10 protein-coding genes are annotated in these 15,695 nt (G+C 55.4%); 4 read left to right on the top strand and 6 right to left on the bottom strand.

All coding sequences use genetic code 11. From position 1 onward, the window contains the following. Positions 1-16 precede the first annotated feature (16 nt). Both FQ179_RS07270 and FQ179_RS07265 read left to right on the top strand, forming a co-directional pair. Complete coding sequence (locus tag FQ179_RS07270; RefSeq protein WP_149396959.1) at positions 17-754, top strand: GntR family transcriptional regulator; 738 nt, start codon at positions 17-19, stop codon at positions 752-754. A gap of 151 nt (positions 755-905) precedes the next feature. Continuing rightward, positions 906-2,171 (top strand): acyltransferase, encoded by a 1,266-nt coding sequence (locus tag FQ179_RS07265; RefSeq protein WP_149396533.1) that lies wholly within the window; start codon positions 906-908, stop codon positions 2,169-2,171. 199 nt (positions 2,172-2,370) lie between these two features. Here the strand turns inward: FQ179_RS07265 and FQ179_RS07260 are convergent, their stop codons facing one another. After that, positions 2,371-2,922 (bottom strand): NADPH-dependent FMN reductase, encoded by a 552-nt coding sequence (locus FQ179_RS07260; RefSeq protein WP_149396532.1) that lies wholly within the window; start codon positions 2,920-2,922, stop codon positions 2,371-2,373. Positions 2,923-3,147: 225 nt separating this feature from the next. Here FQ179_RS07260 and FQ179_RS07255 point away from each other — a divergent pair, with 225 nt between their 5' ends. After that, positions 3,148-5,307: an acetate--CoA ligase family protein gene (locus FQ179_RS07255; protein ID WP_149396531.1), complete on the top strand. Its 2,160-nt coding sequence runs from the start codon at positions 3,148-3,150 to the stop codon at positions 5,305-5,307. 314 nt (positions 5,308-5,621) lie between these two features. Here FQ179_RS07255 and FQ179_RS07250 read toward each other — a convergent pair whose 3' ends face one another. The 3 genes from FQ179_RS07250 to FQ179_RS07240 all read right to left on the bottom strand — a co-directional run bounded on the left by FQ179_RS07250 (position 5,622) and on the right by FQ179_RS07240 (position 11,843). Continuing rightward, positions 5,622-9,293: a hydantoinase B/oxoprolinase family protein gene (locus FQ179_RS07250; protein WP_255474870.1), complete on the bottom strand. Its 3,672-nt coding sequence runs from the start codon at positions 9,291-9,293 to the stop codon at positions 5,622-5,624. A gap of 265 nt (positions 9,294-9,558) precedes the next feature. Then, positions 9,559-10,737, bottom strand: a complete 1,179-nt coding sequence (locus FQ179_RS07245; protein ID WP_149396530.1) for an aspartate aminotransferase family protein — start codon at positions 10,735-10,737, stop codon at positions 9,559-9,561. 134 nt (positions 10,738-10,871) lie between these two features. Beyond that, positions 10,872-11,843 (bottom strand): DUF1338 domain-containing protein, encoded by a 972-nt coding sequence (locus FQ179_RS07240; RefSeq protein ID WP_255474915.1) that lies wholly within the window; start codon positions 11,841-11,843, stop codon positions 10,872-10,874. Between the two features lie 211 nt (positions 11,844-12,054). Between FQ179_RS07240 and FQ179_RS07235 the strand changes: the two genes are divergently transcribed. Then, positions 12,055-12,948: a LysR family transcriptional regulator gene (locus FQ179_RS07235; RefSeq protein ID WP_149396528.1), complete on the top strand. Its 894-nt coding sequence runs from the start codon at positions 12,055-12,057 to the stop codon at positions 12,946-12,948. Positions 12,949-13,039: 91 nt separating this feature from the next. On the opposite strand, the gene FQ179_RS07230 is transcribed toward FQ179_RS07235, so the two are convergent. Then, positions 13,040-14,545 carry a surface lipoprotein assembly modifier gene (locus FQ179_RS07230; protein ID WP_255474869.1) on the bottom strand — a complete coding sequence of 502 codons (1,506 nt, stop codon included), beginning with the start codon at positions 14,543-14,545 and terminating at the stop codon, positions 13,040-13,042. A 154-nt stretch (positions 14,546-14,699) separates the two neighbouring features. Then, the gene (locus FQ179_RS07225; RefSeq protein WP_149396527.1) at positions 14,700-15,572 is read right to left on the bottom strand and encodes a hypothetical protein; all 873 of its coding nucleotides are present in this window, start codon (positions 15,570-15,572) and stop codon (positions 14,700-14,702) included. Positions 15,573-15,695 lie beyond the last annotated feature (123 nt).

Below are 15,695 nucleotides of genomic sequence, written 5' to 3'. Positions count from 1 at the left end.
CCCTGCATTTGATCAAATGCCTGCATCACCTCCCGCGCCGTTTGAAGGCGTAGCCGTACCTCTCTATGAGCGGGTTCGCTTGGCTATTCAAGAACGGCTGGTTCATCGTGCCTGGAGTTCTTCCGAACCTATTCCCACTGAACAGGCGCTGTCGCTAGAATACGGTGTATCGGTTGGCACCATCCGCAAGGCCGTTGAGCGGCTTGTCAAAGATGGTCTGCTGGTCAAAGTACAGGGCAAGGGCACATACATTAAACGCCCAGACTTTCAAAATTCGCTGCTACGTTTTTTTCGTTACCGCGACACGGCGGGTAATCAGGTGGTGCCTACGGGTCTGGTAAAGAAACTGTCAGTAGTCAAACCCCAGGCAGACATTAACCGGCGCCTGGGTCTGGGTGTTGACGAGGCGCTCATACACCTGGAGCGTGTGCGGCTGGTAGAAGAGCGCATTGTTTTAAGCGAAAGCATCTGGTTGTCTAAGACCGGGTTTGGCAAACTGGTTGATGTACCGCTCGGTCACTTTGGCAACTTGCTGTATCCCTTCTACGATGAAGTGTGTGACCAGTTTGTGTTCTCGGCCACCGAAACGCTAACGTTTACTACCAGCCATGTTGACGCGTACTTAAATACCCATGTGGGCGACCTGCTGGTAAAAATAGAAAGAACCGCCCACGACATCAAAGGCAAGCCCATCGAGTACAGGGTGTCTTACGGGCATGCGCAAAATTTCCGTTACGAAATACGCATTCAATAAACAGCCTGCAACTTGGCCGTGCCTGGCTGTAAAAAATGGTGTCATGTCGTGTCTGAAGCAAGGGTTTGCCTAGCTGTTGGGCATTTCTGACGTAGCTTGTTTGCTATCATTGACGTATCGATTTCCGTCCAAGGATACCGTTATCGTCTTGATGCAAAAGGCCAACAAAACCCACCCAAGCTCGTACTCCAAAGAGCGCACTCGCGGCCATTCAACAACGCCGACCGCCGGGCAGGGTAGCCACTCAATCACGCTCGACGGCGTGCGCGGGCTCGCCGCCATCAGCGTCATTTTTTCCCATGTCTTTTTGCTTTATTACAGCGAGATTCATTATGGTCTTGCTGACGGGGCTCCGTCCACGCTTGCTCTGAGCATTTTTAATTCGCCCGTCACGTTCTTTTATCGTGGTGGTGCGGCGGTGTTGCTGTTTTTTTTACTCAGCGGCTATGTACTATGTTCTGCCTGCATCAAGAAGGCGCCGCTGGATGACAACTACGTGTCGATGGCGGCAAGCAAGCGTTATCTGCGCCTTGGCCTGCCGGTGGCGGCGGCGGTGCTTATTGGCTATCTGGGTATCGTGTTCAATGCATTCCCTTCAGCGCCGGCGGGCATCAATAATTTCCTTGATTTCCCCGATCAGGGACTGGGCTTTGCTCAGATGTTGAAGTCTGCACTGTACGGCAGCATGTTGCTGGGTGATGGCAATTTTGATTACGTGCTGTGGACCATCTCTATTGAGTTTTATGGTTCGCTGCTGGTTTTTGCGCACTTTGCCCTAACGCGCAAAAATAGAATGTTATCGATCAGGCTATGCATGGTGCTGGCTTGTTTTTTGTTGTTCATGCCCAAGGCATACAGCCTTTATAGTTTGTTCTTTTTTGGCGCTGCACTGGCTCAAGTCGATTTTGCGGCGATAAGAAGGCTGCCCGCGCGTCGCGTGGCCTTGCTGACAGTGCCTCTGCTTTTGTCTGGATGTTATCTGATCGGTTTTTATGCAACCAGCGCTTCCTATCGCTGGCTCGAGCCCGTGACCGCTGGGTATCAGTTCTTGGCACCGCACGCTGATCCTTCGATCGTATACCCTGCGTTGGGGGCGCTCTGCATACTGGTGTCTATCCTGGCCGGTGCCGGCCGAACCCGCTTAGCCGAACCTGGCCCAGGCGCAAAGCTGCTGGCATGGGTAGGCAAGCTGTCATTTTCCGTTTATTTGCTGCATCCATTTATGTTGGCCACTGCGGGTAAATATATATTTCTTGAAATGGGCAAGAACATGTATTCGCTGCTGGTCTGTCTGGTGGTTGTGTTCTCCGGTACCTATTTTTTCTCGTATTTTTTTTATAAACATGTCGATAGGCCATCGATGAAGATCGCGGACAAGTTTGGCAAGCGGCTGTTTATGGCTGAGCGCACCGCCTGATCGAGATGCTCTGCAGATGTTGCGCCAGTGCACCATAGGGAGCGTCGCCATTCTGGCGGGCGACGATGTCAATACCGAGACGATGAATGTCTGCTTTAAGCCCCGGAAAAGGGGCGGGCAGATGCAGAGGCGATGAGACCACTTTCTTTGGAATGCTTACCTGTGATTAGCGGCCTGCTACTGCGGTAACGGCAATAAATCAGTTGCTGTGTTGCTTTACCCAGGCCACATAGCGATCCATCCAGCCCTGCAAAAACGCTTTGCTTTTTTCGCCTATGCTGCCGTCTTCGTTGAACAGGCCTTCTTTTGCCTGAACGAAAGCTTCTGGCTGGCCCATTGTGGGCATGTCCAGGCAGGCAAGTGAGTTTCTGAGATGCTGCTGGGCCATCGCGGTGCCAGTGGCGCCTGGCGATACACCCAGCACGCCGGCTGGCTTGCCAGCCCAGACGCTTTTTCCTGAAGGCCTTGAAGCATGGTCTATGGCGTTTTTGAGCGCACTCGGAACACTGCGGTTGTGTTCCGGCGTTACAAAAACGACCCCGTTGGCCTCTACGATTTCTGCTTTCAGGCGCTTGACCGAGGGCGCCTGATCTTTGTCATCATCTTGGTTGTAGAGCGGAAGATCGCCGATTTCAATTTGCTTGAACGTAAACTCTGGCGGCGCAAGTTTTGCAAGGGCGCCAGCGAGCTTGAGGTTAAACGACTCCTTGCGCAAGCTTCCCACAACAACAGCGATCTTGTATTGAGTCATGCTGATCTCCTGTAAAGTTACGGCTGATTCCGAAACGGTATAGTGGAACGTGGATTCTAGCGGGCAAATAGGGCGGGGTCAGATGTCGGCAGGTAACTGCTTTTTATACACCAAAGGCTGGGTCGACTACATAAATAAAGACGGGGTCGGCCGCCAGAAGATTTGGAGAGAGGTAATGAACATGAGTATGCCCGTATTCGATTTTAACTTTGATGGTGTGACGACATGAATGTTGTACCTCGAGGAGTTTACCGCCACAAAGACATGGTTCGCATGTTTGCGCCCAAAAGCGTTGCGATTGTTGGCGCATCGACCAATGAAAAGGCATTTGGCTCCAAAGTGCTGGCGCTTATGGACGGGGCAGAGTTTGATGGCAAAACCTACCTGGTTAATGCCCGCTACGACCGCGTGGGCGAGCGCCCGTGCTACCCATCTATTAAGGCGTTGCCAGAAGTGCCCGACTGCGTGATTATTGCAGTGCCACGCGAGGCCGTTGAACAGATCGTGGCCGAATGCGCCGAGTGTGGTGTGGGTGGCATTATTTTATATTCGTCTGGGTATGGCGAAACCGGCAAGCCTGATCGCCTTGAGCAGCAAGAGCAACTGGCAAAAATTGCCCGCGACTCTGGCGTCCCCCTTCTGGGGCCCAATTGTATTGGCGCCATAAACTTCGAAAGCGGCTTCATGGGTACGTTTCTTGGGTCATCCAGTACGCGTAAGCTGGCCCCCAGCGCCAATGCCATCGGCTTGGTAAGCCAGTCAGGTGCCTTGGGCTTTGCGCTGGCCCAGGCCACTGAACATGGCATTTCGTTTAGCCATCTGCTTACCTGCGGAAATGCGTGCGATGTAGATATCGCAGACCAGATCAGCTATCTTGCCGACGACCCAAGTTGCAAAGTGATCGCCTGCCTGTTTGAAGGCATGGCCAACCCAGCTCGCCTGATTGAGGCGGCCAATGTGGCGCACGCTGCAAACAAGCCTATTGTTATCTACAAAATGGCCACCGGCGAGCAAGGTGCCGCCGGCGCCATGTCGCATACCGGATCACTTGCAGGTTCCGATGCAGCGTACAGAGCAGCGTTTCGCCGCGCTGGCATGGTTGTCGTTGATGACCTTGAGTCCTTGATTGAAACTGCAGCGTTCTTTGGCAAGGTGGCACAGCCCAAAGCCACCGGTGTCGCGGTCGTTGCTACCTCAGGCGGCGCATGCATTATGTCGGCAGACAAGGCTGAGCTTCATCATGTGCAGTTGCCTGCGCCACAGCCCAAGACGCGTGCCGTACTCGAGCGTGTGGTGCCAGAGTTCGGTTCGCCCAACAACCCGTGTGACGTTACCGCACAGGTACTCGGCGACCCCCAGAGCCTGCATGATTGTCTGGAAGCGCTTATGAGCGACGATGGCTACGGGGCCGTGGTTGTGCCTCATATACTGGCCTATGAGCTTGTGGCAGCCCGGCTTAAAGTGTTCAGCGAAGCAGCGCGCCGTCATGGCAAGATCGTGTGCGCTGTTTGGCTCACTGAATGGCTGGAAGGGCCGGGTGCCGTCGAGGCTGAGCTAGATTCGCATATCGCTTTGTTCCGTTCCATGGACCGGTGTTTCGCCACACTTGCACGCTGGCATGAGCGGGAAAAATGGTTGGCTGCTCAGCCACGCACACTGGCGCGGCGAGTGACGACAGAAAGTGTAAAAAATGGGGCATCGTTGCTTGATGCTGTACGCAATATTGCACTTACCGAGCGTGAAGCTAAACAGGTTTTGCATGCTTACGGCATAGCTGTGGTTGAAGACAAGCTTGTTCAATCAGCCCAGGATGCAGTGGCGGTCGCCAAAAATATGGGTTACCCGGTGGCCATGAAGGCAGAGTCACCCGATATTTTGCACAAAACAGAAGCGGGGGTAATTAGGCTAAACCTTAAAACAGAGGCTGAGGTGGCCAGTGCCTTCGAGGCCATCATGGCCAATGCCAACAAGGTAACGCCACGCCCAAGTATTAACGGTGTGCTGGTGCAACCTATGGTCCCCACTGGCGTTGAGATTATGGTGGGCGCAAAAGTCGACCCTATGTTTGGCCCGCTTATTGTGGTGGGCATGGGGGGCATAATGGTTGAGCTGCTAAAAGATACCGTGCTTGAACTGGCACCGGTCAACCATGGCGAAGCGCTGTCCATGCTTGATCGCCTGCAAGGCAAAGCGATGCTGACGGGCTTTCGTGGTTCTGAACCGGTAAATCTGGACGCGCTGGCTGACGTTATATGCAGGCTGTCGGAACTCATCGATCATCAGAAGGCGTTTATCTCTGAAATCGATGTCAACCCCCTCATCTGCAGTGCAGAGCGTATCATCGCCGTTGATGCGCTTGTAGTTAAGCATGACGTGACTGCTTAGTTAACGCTGAGGCGTCCCAGGGATGCCTCGGTATAGCAGACCTGCTCACGTCAATTGCCTGTCTGTTAGATGTAGCCTGGTTCGCATTGCTGGGGCACCAGACAGCGACATAAGCAGGCAACTCGTTAGTAAGTTTGCTTGCTTGATGATGTGATCAGCGCGTTCAGGCAGGCAGTAGCCTTCTGGCCGCTGCCTGCCTGACAATTGTGCGTGGCTTCTTTATTGGCATATCCATGCTGTTTACCTCGCATGATGCCTCATCCACAAAATTCCCGATAGACGCGCAGTTTGCCCATGTCTTCAATAAATTCGCTTCAGCCCTTAACTGCTTGCCCGTACCCACCACCTCCCGGCGTCTCAACAACGAACACATCACCGGGCTCCATCTGCGCCGAGCCGGTTGCGCCCAGTTCAACGCGGCTGCCATCGGTGCGCAGCACATAGGTTTTGCCCACTTCACCCGGTTCACCGCCTTGAAGGCCAAATGGCGCGACGCGGCGTCTGTTGGCCAGAATGGCCGCCGTCATGGGTTCGAGAAAACGCACCCGACGTATGCCGCCATTGCCGCCGTGGGCTAAACCTTTACCGCCGCTGCCTGCACGGATCTCATAGCTTTCGAGTAGTACGGGGAACCGCCACTCCAGTATCTCGGGGTCAGTCAGACGTGAGTTGGTCATATGCGTCTGCACGACATCGGTGCCATCAAAATAGCTGATGTTGCCTTGCGCGTCACGCTGTATGCCCGCGCCCGATCCGCCTGAAATGGTTTCGTAGTATTGGTAACGGTCATTACCAAAGGTGAAGTTGTTCATGGTGCCTTGGGCGCCTGCCATAACACCCAGCGCGCCATACAAGGCGTCAGTAACGCATTGTGAGGTTTCCACATTACCAGCAACTGTCGCCGCAGGAAACAGTGGGTTAAGCATAGAGCCCTCAGGTATGGTCACGTTCAGCGGTTTCAGACAACCCGCGTTCATGGGGATGTCGTCGTCGACCAGCGTACGGAACACATACAGCACCGCGGCCATGCACACAGCAGAGGGCGCATTGAAATTGTCTGGTAGCTGCGCCGAGGTGCCCGTAAAGTCAATGTCAGCGCTGCGGGTTGCAGCATCCACTCTTACCGCCACCCGGATCACCGCGCCGTTATCCAGCTCGTACTCAAACTTGCCGTCGTGCAACACACCGATTACCTGGCGTACAGCTTCTTCGGCATTGTCTTGCACATGATCCATGTAGGCGTGCACCACATCCAGACCAAATTCACTGACCATGCGGCGCAGTTCTTGCACCCCTTTTTCGTTGGCAGCAATCTGCGCGCGCAAGTCAGCAATGTTCTGTTCAGGGTTGCGGGCAGGGTACTGGCCACTGATCAACAGTTTGCGCAATTCCTGTTCACGCATGCGGCCGTGCTCTACCAGCTTGAAGTTGTCGATGAGCACGCCTTCTTCCTGGATGGTGCGGCTGTTGGGCGGCATGGAGCCAGGGGTGATACCGCCAATGTCGGCGTGGTGACCGCGTGAGGCCACGAAAAACAGAATCTTCTTGCCAGCCAGATCAAAGACCGGCGTTACGACAGTAATGTCAGGAAGGTGTGTGCCGCCGTTATAAGGGTCGTTTAACACATAGGCATCGCCTGCCTGCATAACCCCGGCGTTTCGGCGTATGACTGTTGTGATGCTTTCGCCCATGGAGCCCAGGTGTACCGGCATATGGGGCGCATTGGCGATGAGATTGCCATCGGCATCGAACAGGGCGCAAGAAAAGTCCAGACGCTCTTTGATGTTGACGGAAAATGCCGTGTTGGCCAGCGTGGCCCCCATTTGCTCGGCAATCGTCATGAACAGATTATTGAATATTTCGAGCATGACAGGGTCTACCTGCGTGCCTATGGCCTGACGGCCTCCTTTGGCAATAGCGCGAGTAAGCAATAGCTCGCCGCCCGCCAATATCTCCAGCGCCCATTCAGGTTCAACCACTGTGGTTCCGTTGGCGTCGCAAATCATGGCCGGGCCTTGCAGCCGCATGCCGGGTTTAAGCGCATCGCGCTGATAGACCGGCGTCTGCGCATGTATAGACCCGCCTGAGAACAGCGCCATGGTGGCCTGTGCGGCAGGCACATCCTCGGCAGTGGGCGCGATTTCGATCTTGCTCGCGGTTTCGCCGCTAAGGCCAGTAGCTTCGACGGACAATGCCTCGATGACCAGACGCTTGTCGGGCATCAGAAAGCTATAGCGCTGCTGATAGGTTGCTTCAAAGCGTTGCCGCATCTCATCGACTGTGCCATACGCCACCACCAGTGCAGCATCCGTACCTTCGTAGCGTAAGTGCGCACGCTGGGTAAGCTGGATGCGCGCAGCGGGTATGCCCTGGCTTACAACTTCCTGCTGAGCGGCTTGGCTAAGTGTGTTTAGCACCCGTTCGCATTGATCAAGCGCGTCGGGATCGAGTACCACCTCAACGCTGGACTCGCGCATGGCCGTAATATCAGCCAGGCCCATGCCATAGGCCGAAAGTACACCTGCCAAAGGGTGGATGAGTGCGCGCCGCACGCCCAAGGCGTCGGCAACCAGGCAGGCGTGTTGCCCCCCAGCACCGCCAAATGACACAAGTGTGTACTTGGTGATGTCATAACCGCGCTCAACCGAAATTTTCTTGATGGCATTGGCCATGTTGGCGATGGCAATGTTGATGTACCCCTCAGCCACTTCTTCGGGAGAAGAATGCCGCCCTGTGGCTGCTGCAATCTGCTCGCCCAATGCTGTGAATTTTTCTTTTACGGTGTCGTAATCGAGTGCCTGATTGCCTTGGGGGCCAAATAGTTTCGGAAAAAACTGGGGCTGAAGTTTGCCCAGCATGACATTGCAGTCAGTAACCGTTAACGGGCCGCCGTTGCGATAGCAGGCTGGGCCCGGGTTGGCCCCGGCAGAGTCTGGGCCAACCCGCATGCGCGTGCCATCAAAATGCACGATGGAGCCGCCGCCCGCGGCCACGGTATGAATATTCATCATGGGTGCGCGTAAGCGCACGCCTGCTACTTCAGTTTCAAAAGCGCGTTCGAATTCACCACTGTAATGCGATACGTCGGTCGACGTGCCACCCATGTCAAAGCCTATCAGTGCGGAGCAGCCCGCCATTTCGGCGGTGCGCACCATGCCGACGATGCCGCCGGCCGGGCCTGACAAAATAGAGTCCTTACCCTGAAACTGATCTGCAGCCGTCAACCCGCCATTGGATTGCATAAACATCAATCTGACGCCGTCCAGTTCACTGGCGACGCGGTCAACATAGCGCCTTAGTATGGGGGAGAGGTAGGCGTCAACCACGGTGGTATCGCCACGCCCCACAAGCTTCATCATGGGGCTAACCTCATGCGAAACCGACACTTGCGTAAAGCCTATTTCGCGGGCCAGCCGGGCTATGATGTCTTCGTGCTCAGGGTAGCGATAGGCGTGCATGAGCACAATGGCAATAGAGCGAAAGCCTTCATCAAATGCCTGCTGCAGTTGGGCGCGCATCTGATCGGCGTCCAGCGATTGTAATACCTCGCCGTGCGCGGTAACGCGCTCGTTGACTTCGTCTATGCGTGAGTACAGCAGCTCGGCCAGCGTAATGCACCGGTCAAATAGCCGTGGCCTTTCCTGGTAACCAATACGCAACGCATCGCGAAACCCTTTGGTGGTGAACAGCACGGTAGGATCGCCTTTACGCTCGAGCAACGCATTGGTCGCCACCGTGGTGCCCATTTTGACCGCTTCGATCAGCTCGCCCGGAATGGTATCGCCGGGTGCCAGGCCAAGCAGCGTTCTTATGCCGGCCAGTGCAGCGTCCGGATACTGCGAGGGGTTGTCAGACAGCAGTTTGTGCGTGAGCAGTGTGCCGTCCGGGCGTCGAGCCACGATGTCGGTAAACGTGCCGCCACGATCCACCCAGAACTGCCAGCGCGCGTCGGGCGTCGTATTACCTTGCATCGATTGAGAAACCATCAAAAAATCCTTTTGGTCAATCTGTGTAGAGATAAATGGCCATACTCAGCTGAGACGCCTGCGTTTGCATAACGCTTTACGCAAACACCGGGTCAGTGCCGTGCCTGCCATCTTAAAAATAAAATAACCATCCGAGACGCGCACCGGCCCGTCTCGGATGGTCGATAGAGTTTGAATTATTAAAACATATACGATTAAGCCGTACTGCGTGGCCAGGCGGGATCAGGCCCCGCCGGCTATTTGGTGCGGCTTATCGCGGTTTAGCTTATGCGCCCAGCGTGGAGAGCGCGGCCTCCATTGCTGTGAGGGCCTCATCTACTTCTTGTTTGCTGATAACCAGCGGCGGCAGCAGACGCACCATATTGTCACGTGCCGTAAGGGCCAGCAGGCCGTGGTTGCGAAAGGCCTCTACAACCTGCGTGTTGGGCACAATGGCTGGCAAGCCTATCATCATGCCGGTACCGCGCAAAGCACTGCCTATGGCCTTGGGGTGACGGCTGGCCAGGTCAGCGAGCCCGTCACGAAAATACCGGGCAGTTTCCTCAACGCCGTCTAAAAACCCGGGTGCCGTCAGTGCATCAAACACCGCATTGCCAATGGCCATAGCCATGGGGTTGCCGCCAAACGTTGTGCCATGGCTACCGGTAATAAACCCGGTGGCCACCGCTTCGGTAGCCAGACAGGCTGAAACTGGAAATCCGTTGCCCAGGCCTTTGGCGGTGACCATGATGTCGGGCTTAATACCTGACCACTCATGGCAATACAGCTTGCCCGTACGGCCGTTGCCGCTCTGCACTTCATCCAGAATCAGCAGCAGCCCGTGCTCGTCCGCGAGCTGGCGTAAGGCTTGCATAAACTCGGTGCTGGCCGCGCGTACGCCGCCTTCTCCCTGAACAGGTTCAATGAGAATGGCAGCGGTACTGTCTTGAATAAGATTACGAACCGAGTCGATGTTGCCGAATTCGGCGCGATCAAAGCCGTCCATATGTGGCTCAAAACCTTCGCGGTATTTTTCGCCATCGCCCGCCATAATCGTGGCCAAAGTGCGCCCGTGAAAGGCGCCGTCAAACACAATGGTGCGCCAACGTTCAGGCTTGCCCGAGACATTAAAGTAGCGACGCGTCAGCTTTAGCGCGCACTCAACGGCTTCTGCGCCACTGTTCGAGAAAAACACGCGGTCGGCAAAACTTGCCGAACACAAGCGGTCTGCAAGTTGTTCTTGCTGCGGTATGCGAAAGTTGTTCGAGATGTGCCACAACTTTGCCGCTTGCTGGTTCAGCGCATCCAGCACCTTGGGGTGGCCATAGCCGAGGTTGTTCACGCCTATGCCGCTGGTCAAGTCCATATAACGACGACCGTTTTCTTCGTACAGGTAAACGCCCATGCCATGGCTAAATGACAGGGGAGCACGTGCATAAGTTTCCATCAAATGATTGCCAGACATGTTGTCGTCCTTTTAATTAAGTGTGTTTACGGTCGAGTTGGCTGGCCCGCCTATCGGCTCAACCGCTGCAGAGAGCGGCTGCAGTCGGCGAAGCGGGCACGCAGGCGCGGCGGAGATACGAATAACAATCGGCTTCAGCAAACAGTACTGTCTTCTACCGACGTCATCTTGAAGATGGCAGTCGCATTGCCGCTGTCAAAGCCCAGGTCCAGCTTTTCGTCATTGCCGTTGGCAGGAACGCGATCGCGTGAAATAAATTCGTAAAACGAACCTGGTACTTGCATGACCACACAGCCTTCTGGCGTACGAAACACGCGGTCAACTTGTGCGGCGCGGTATGCGGTTTGCCTTACTGACCCGCGTGCTGCCACCTCAACCTGAGGTTTGATCGAACGACCAAGCGCCTGCTGTTCTAGCGTCAGGGCGTGTACGTCGGCGACACGGTCGGTGACGTGATTGAACGCATTGCCTTCGGTGCAGATCCACGCCATTTCCTGAGACTCGTTTTTCAAGACCTCGTAGTCGGAAAGTGCCGGGGTGGCATGCTGGCGGGCAAAACAGCGTGTCATGGCCAAAAGCAGTGCTACGGCCTCATCAAAGGCCAGTAATCCTTCTTGGCTGAGTGTTTGCAGCGACGCAAGGTGGGTGGCGTCGAGCGGGTCGGTAGACGTGCTAACCACTCGTGCGGTAGCTTGCTGGAAGGCTTCTGAAAACTGATCTACATGCAACTCGCTCAAGAAAAACTGCGGCATGTCTTCAGGCAGGTCTTTATGCACGTATGAGCGACCTGTCATTTTCAGACGCGGCAGCGGGTAAGTTTCATATAGGTGATAGCCCAGCGGCTCAAGAATACGGGTAATGGATTTTTCTCCAGCGGGCAGGGCACCACACTGCTCAATGGCCACCGTACGTACGGCGCCATGGTCAAAAAATACCTGACCGTGTTGCTGCAACACATCTTCTGTATAGGCTTTGCCTTCGGGCACGCGTTCCAGCAGGTCGCGAAACAGAATCATGTTCAGGCAAAACGCAATTTCCGCCCGGGTCACCTGGCCGGGGGCTGGGTTGGCAGCTATGCTGTTCTGGAATGCGGCAGGAATGCTCATCAAGCGAGAAAGCTGTTCTGTCTGGCTTAGCCCCAGACAGGCGGAAAGTAGTTGATGAAGTTGTGTTGCGGTATTTGCCATGGTATTGCGTTAAGCCTTAAATATAAAAATAAATGTGTATTCAGGGTTGATTATGGAAAATAGTGCGCGCTGGGTAAAGCGAAATAAAATAGCCTGTGTATTCCGTTTTGGAATGCGTTAAGCTTTAGCCATGAGACCGCATTTCCCATCCCTGCCTGCGCTGGCTGCGTTTGAAATCGTTTACCGACGATTAAGCATTAGCGAAGCCGCGCATGAGCTCTCTTTGACACAAAGCGCCGTAAGCAAGCAAATCAAGGCGCTTGAGCTGTTTTTTGGTCAAGACCTATTTGAAAGACGCGCCCGTGGCCTTGTCGCGACACCGGCAGCAGACTTGCTCGCTGCGCGGCTGGCACCGTGTCTGGATCAAATGGAAGGCCTGGTACGCGAAATGCATGCCGTCCGGCAGGGCGGGGGCGTTCTTAAACTGGCCGTTGTGCCTACGTTTGCCACACGATGGCTTATGCCGCGTTTACGCCATCTGGCCCAGCATCACCCAAACCTCGTCCTCAACCTTTCCACCCAGCTTGATCGTTTCGAGTTTGCGGGCAGCGGCCTGGACGCCGGCATTATTTTCGGCAAACCAGACTGGCCCAATTGTGACTACAGCCTGATCGCCACAGAAAACCAGGTGGTTGTGTGCAGCCCCGACTTTCTGCAGCGTTTTGGCAGGCCTGCCGAGCGCAAAGACTTGTCGGGCTTTCCTTTGCTGCATTCCGCCTCCCGGCCCAATGCCTGGTCGCGCTGGTTTGAGGCCCATGGCCTGCCCGAGCCCGCAGGCATTTCAGGGCCACGGTTTGATCTGTTTTCTATGGTGGCTGAAGCCGCTCTGGCGGGCCTGGGCATTGCATTACTGCCTGAAATACTGATACGCGAAGAGCTGAAGCAGCGCACCCTGGTAGCGCTGTTTCCGGTAGAAACGTATTCAGAAGGGGCGTATTACTTTATTTATCCAAGACACAAAGCGCATATGTCAGGCCTGCAAACTTTTCAGGCCTGGTTGTTGGCGCAGGCGGCATCACAATGATTGGGGTTGTAGCTGTAGCTCATAGAAATGGGCCACACATAGCGTAGACATACGTGTGTCAGTTTGCGCTAACGACCTTGGGGTTTTGTGCTTACAGACGCTTCTCGAACATGAGCGCCACCTCAGTCTGGCTGCGCGCATACATGGGTAGGTTGCTGTGATGGCGGCTGTAGCTGGCATAAAGACGCGGTTGGAAACCATACAGTGTCAGCCCCGGTTTCCACAGCGTGGCGTTCAGCTCAATTTCGCGGTCGCGCCGCTGCGTATACAGGAAGAGGGCATAGGGTTTTTTATAGTGGCGATGCCCATACTTAAGGCTAAGCCGAGTGCCTACGACATTACCCAGGGTGCTGGATGCGCCCACTTCAAGCCAGGGGAAGCGGGATGCATACTCGCCTGATCGCGCGGATTCATTTTGCATGCCCGCGCGGCCATACACCATCAGTTGGGGAGAAAAAGCGCGCATGGCGGCCAGTGAATAAACCCTTAATGGTCCGTCATAAGCGTCATAGTCCGGGTCATCGTAATCGCGCTTGAGCCATAGAAAAGACCCCATGAACTGCCAGGGCATGTCGGGGCGGTATCCGGCTTCGATGCCAAACCCGTGGCTGTGCCGATAAGGTTTGCCGCCCACCCACGCTTTACCAAGCTGGGGCATGGCGGCAAACCATGTACTCACGTCCTGATACTTGTAGCCACCACGCAGCGTAATGGACTGGTCGCTATACGCATTGTGATGCCGGTAGTTAACGCCATCGCCTTCGGCTGCCAGGGTGTAAAAGTGATTGCCGCCCAGGTTTTGCTCACGCTGGGCGGAGGCGGTGTACTTCAGGCCCCAGGCGGCTTCTGGCAGCGCGTCAGGGTTTTTGGCGAAGGGAAGCCAAAACGTTGAGCCTTCAGGCCCGGCGATGGGCAGGCGCAGAAACGCATCTTTATTAGCCGCGTTAATGTTGTTATTGTGTGCCAGCCCTACACCTGCCTGAAACTGCCATTGTTGTTCGCGCTGCATCATGTGTCGATACATGGCCACGTCATGCTGGGCATCGGGGTCTAGCGCCTGCCGCTGTACCCTTGCAAACTGCTGGTCAGCCTCGCGCCATACTTTGTTTTCCATCAGCATAAGGCCCAGTTCCAGCCGCACGTAGTCAAGGTCAGGGTGTTGCGTGATAAGTTGCCGGTAAAGCGAAATAGCCTTTGCATATTGCCCATGGTGACGGTACAGCGCACCTTGCACGTAATCCCGCAACACCACATCGATGCCGCTCATGGTGGGGTAAAACCGCATGATGCGTTGCAGTGTGCTCCAGTCTTCATGCAGCATGGCCTGGTTCAGAATATGCTCGGTAAGCGCCACGCTTGCCTTCAGATCTTCGTCATTCAGTTCGGGTACCGGGGCCTGGCTCCGGTCACTGGGCTTGCGCGCCGGCGCAGGCGTCATCAGCGGGCGCAGCGGGTCAGCCTGAAGTCGGTCATCAAGCAGGCGTGGTGGTGTGAGCGTCTGGCCTGTCAGTGGCTGTGCAGTAAGCATAGCCGGGAGCGCAGCGAGAAAAAGCGTGGTCAGTGTCGCCAGCAAAATGGGAAGGCGTGATCGCAGCATAGAGCGGTAAGCGTAAACAGCGGCACCGGCCGGGTTTGTGGCGGGCAACGCGCGTTAACAAAGCGAAGCACTGCACGGCAACAACCCGTGCAGTGCGATGGTTGATAAAACGGTTAGCGCCGCCCCGGCAGATGCTGAGGCGACTGAGGGTGCATTACTGCTTGCGACCCATGAGTGCAGCAGTACCTACGCGGGAGGGAAGGTCCTGAATCACACCCCCGATCTCAGCACCTTTGGGGCCGTAGAGGGTCAGTCTGTAGCTTGGGTTGCTTCGGTCCCCATCAATATGCTTCCATGCCTTCGCGTCGGAGACGCCAGACTCGGCTACTGTTACGCTACCGTCGAACCGAAGGCCGGCAGAAGTCGCTGCCAGTGCTGTCGAATTAAGCGTACCGCGGTTGATGTCGAAGTAAATATCTTGGCCGTTGTAGGACTGGCGCGCCGGGATCTTCAGGCCTTTGAGACTGAACGAACCCTCGCCGGTGGCGCTGCTGGGGCCGGTTACCTTGACCTGGTAGTTGAAGTCGCCACGCGGGAAGTGCGTGAACGCAACCCCTTTGTAGTTGTAGGTGCCATTGACCAGGGTGCCAGCTGCGGTTTTTTCGCCTACGACGGCTTTGGCGAAGTGCCGTGCTTCTGTGCCGCGAGAAAGGTTGATGATGGCCGCAGAATGCTTTTGCCGGTAAAAGCGATATACAACGGGGGCTTCAGCCTGGGCAGAGCCCGTGTTGGCGGTAATGACCACGTCGTTATGCCCCGTGCTGTCGTCCCGTTCTTTGCCATAGAACGTGAAGGGCTTGAGCTGCTTCAGGTCGAACTTGCTTTCTATGGTGGGGCTGGCCTGTCCCGGAACGTTAAGTGCGGTGGACGGGCCGTAGGTTTGGCCGTTGTAGTTGAAGGTGCCCAGATAAGGGGCGTTATCAATGTTGCCGGGCTTGTTAAAGTCAATGTCGGTCCATGCCGCCGAGGCGGTACCGCTAACGCCCAAGACTATGAGCGCGCTTGAAAAAATGCTAGATTTTTTCATGGTACAACTCCTAAATAATAAATTTGCTATTGCACTATGCGATATGCCGTTGCTGCGGCAAATCGCCACTAACCGGCAATGATTGCTTGCCGGTACCGACGCCCCCACCAGGTGGCGGTGCCC

The organism is Pusillimonas sp. ANT_WB101 (assembly GCF_008369125.1).
Classification (GTDB): Bacteria; Pseudomonadota; Gammaproteobacteria; order Burkholderiales; family Burkholderiaceae_B; genus Allopusillimonas.
This window is presented reverse-complemented; position numbering and strand designations above follow the sequence as displayed.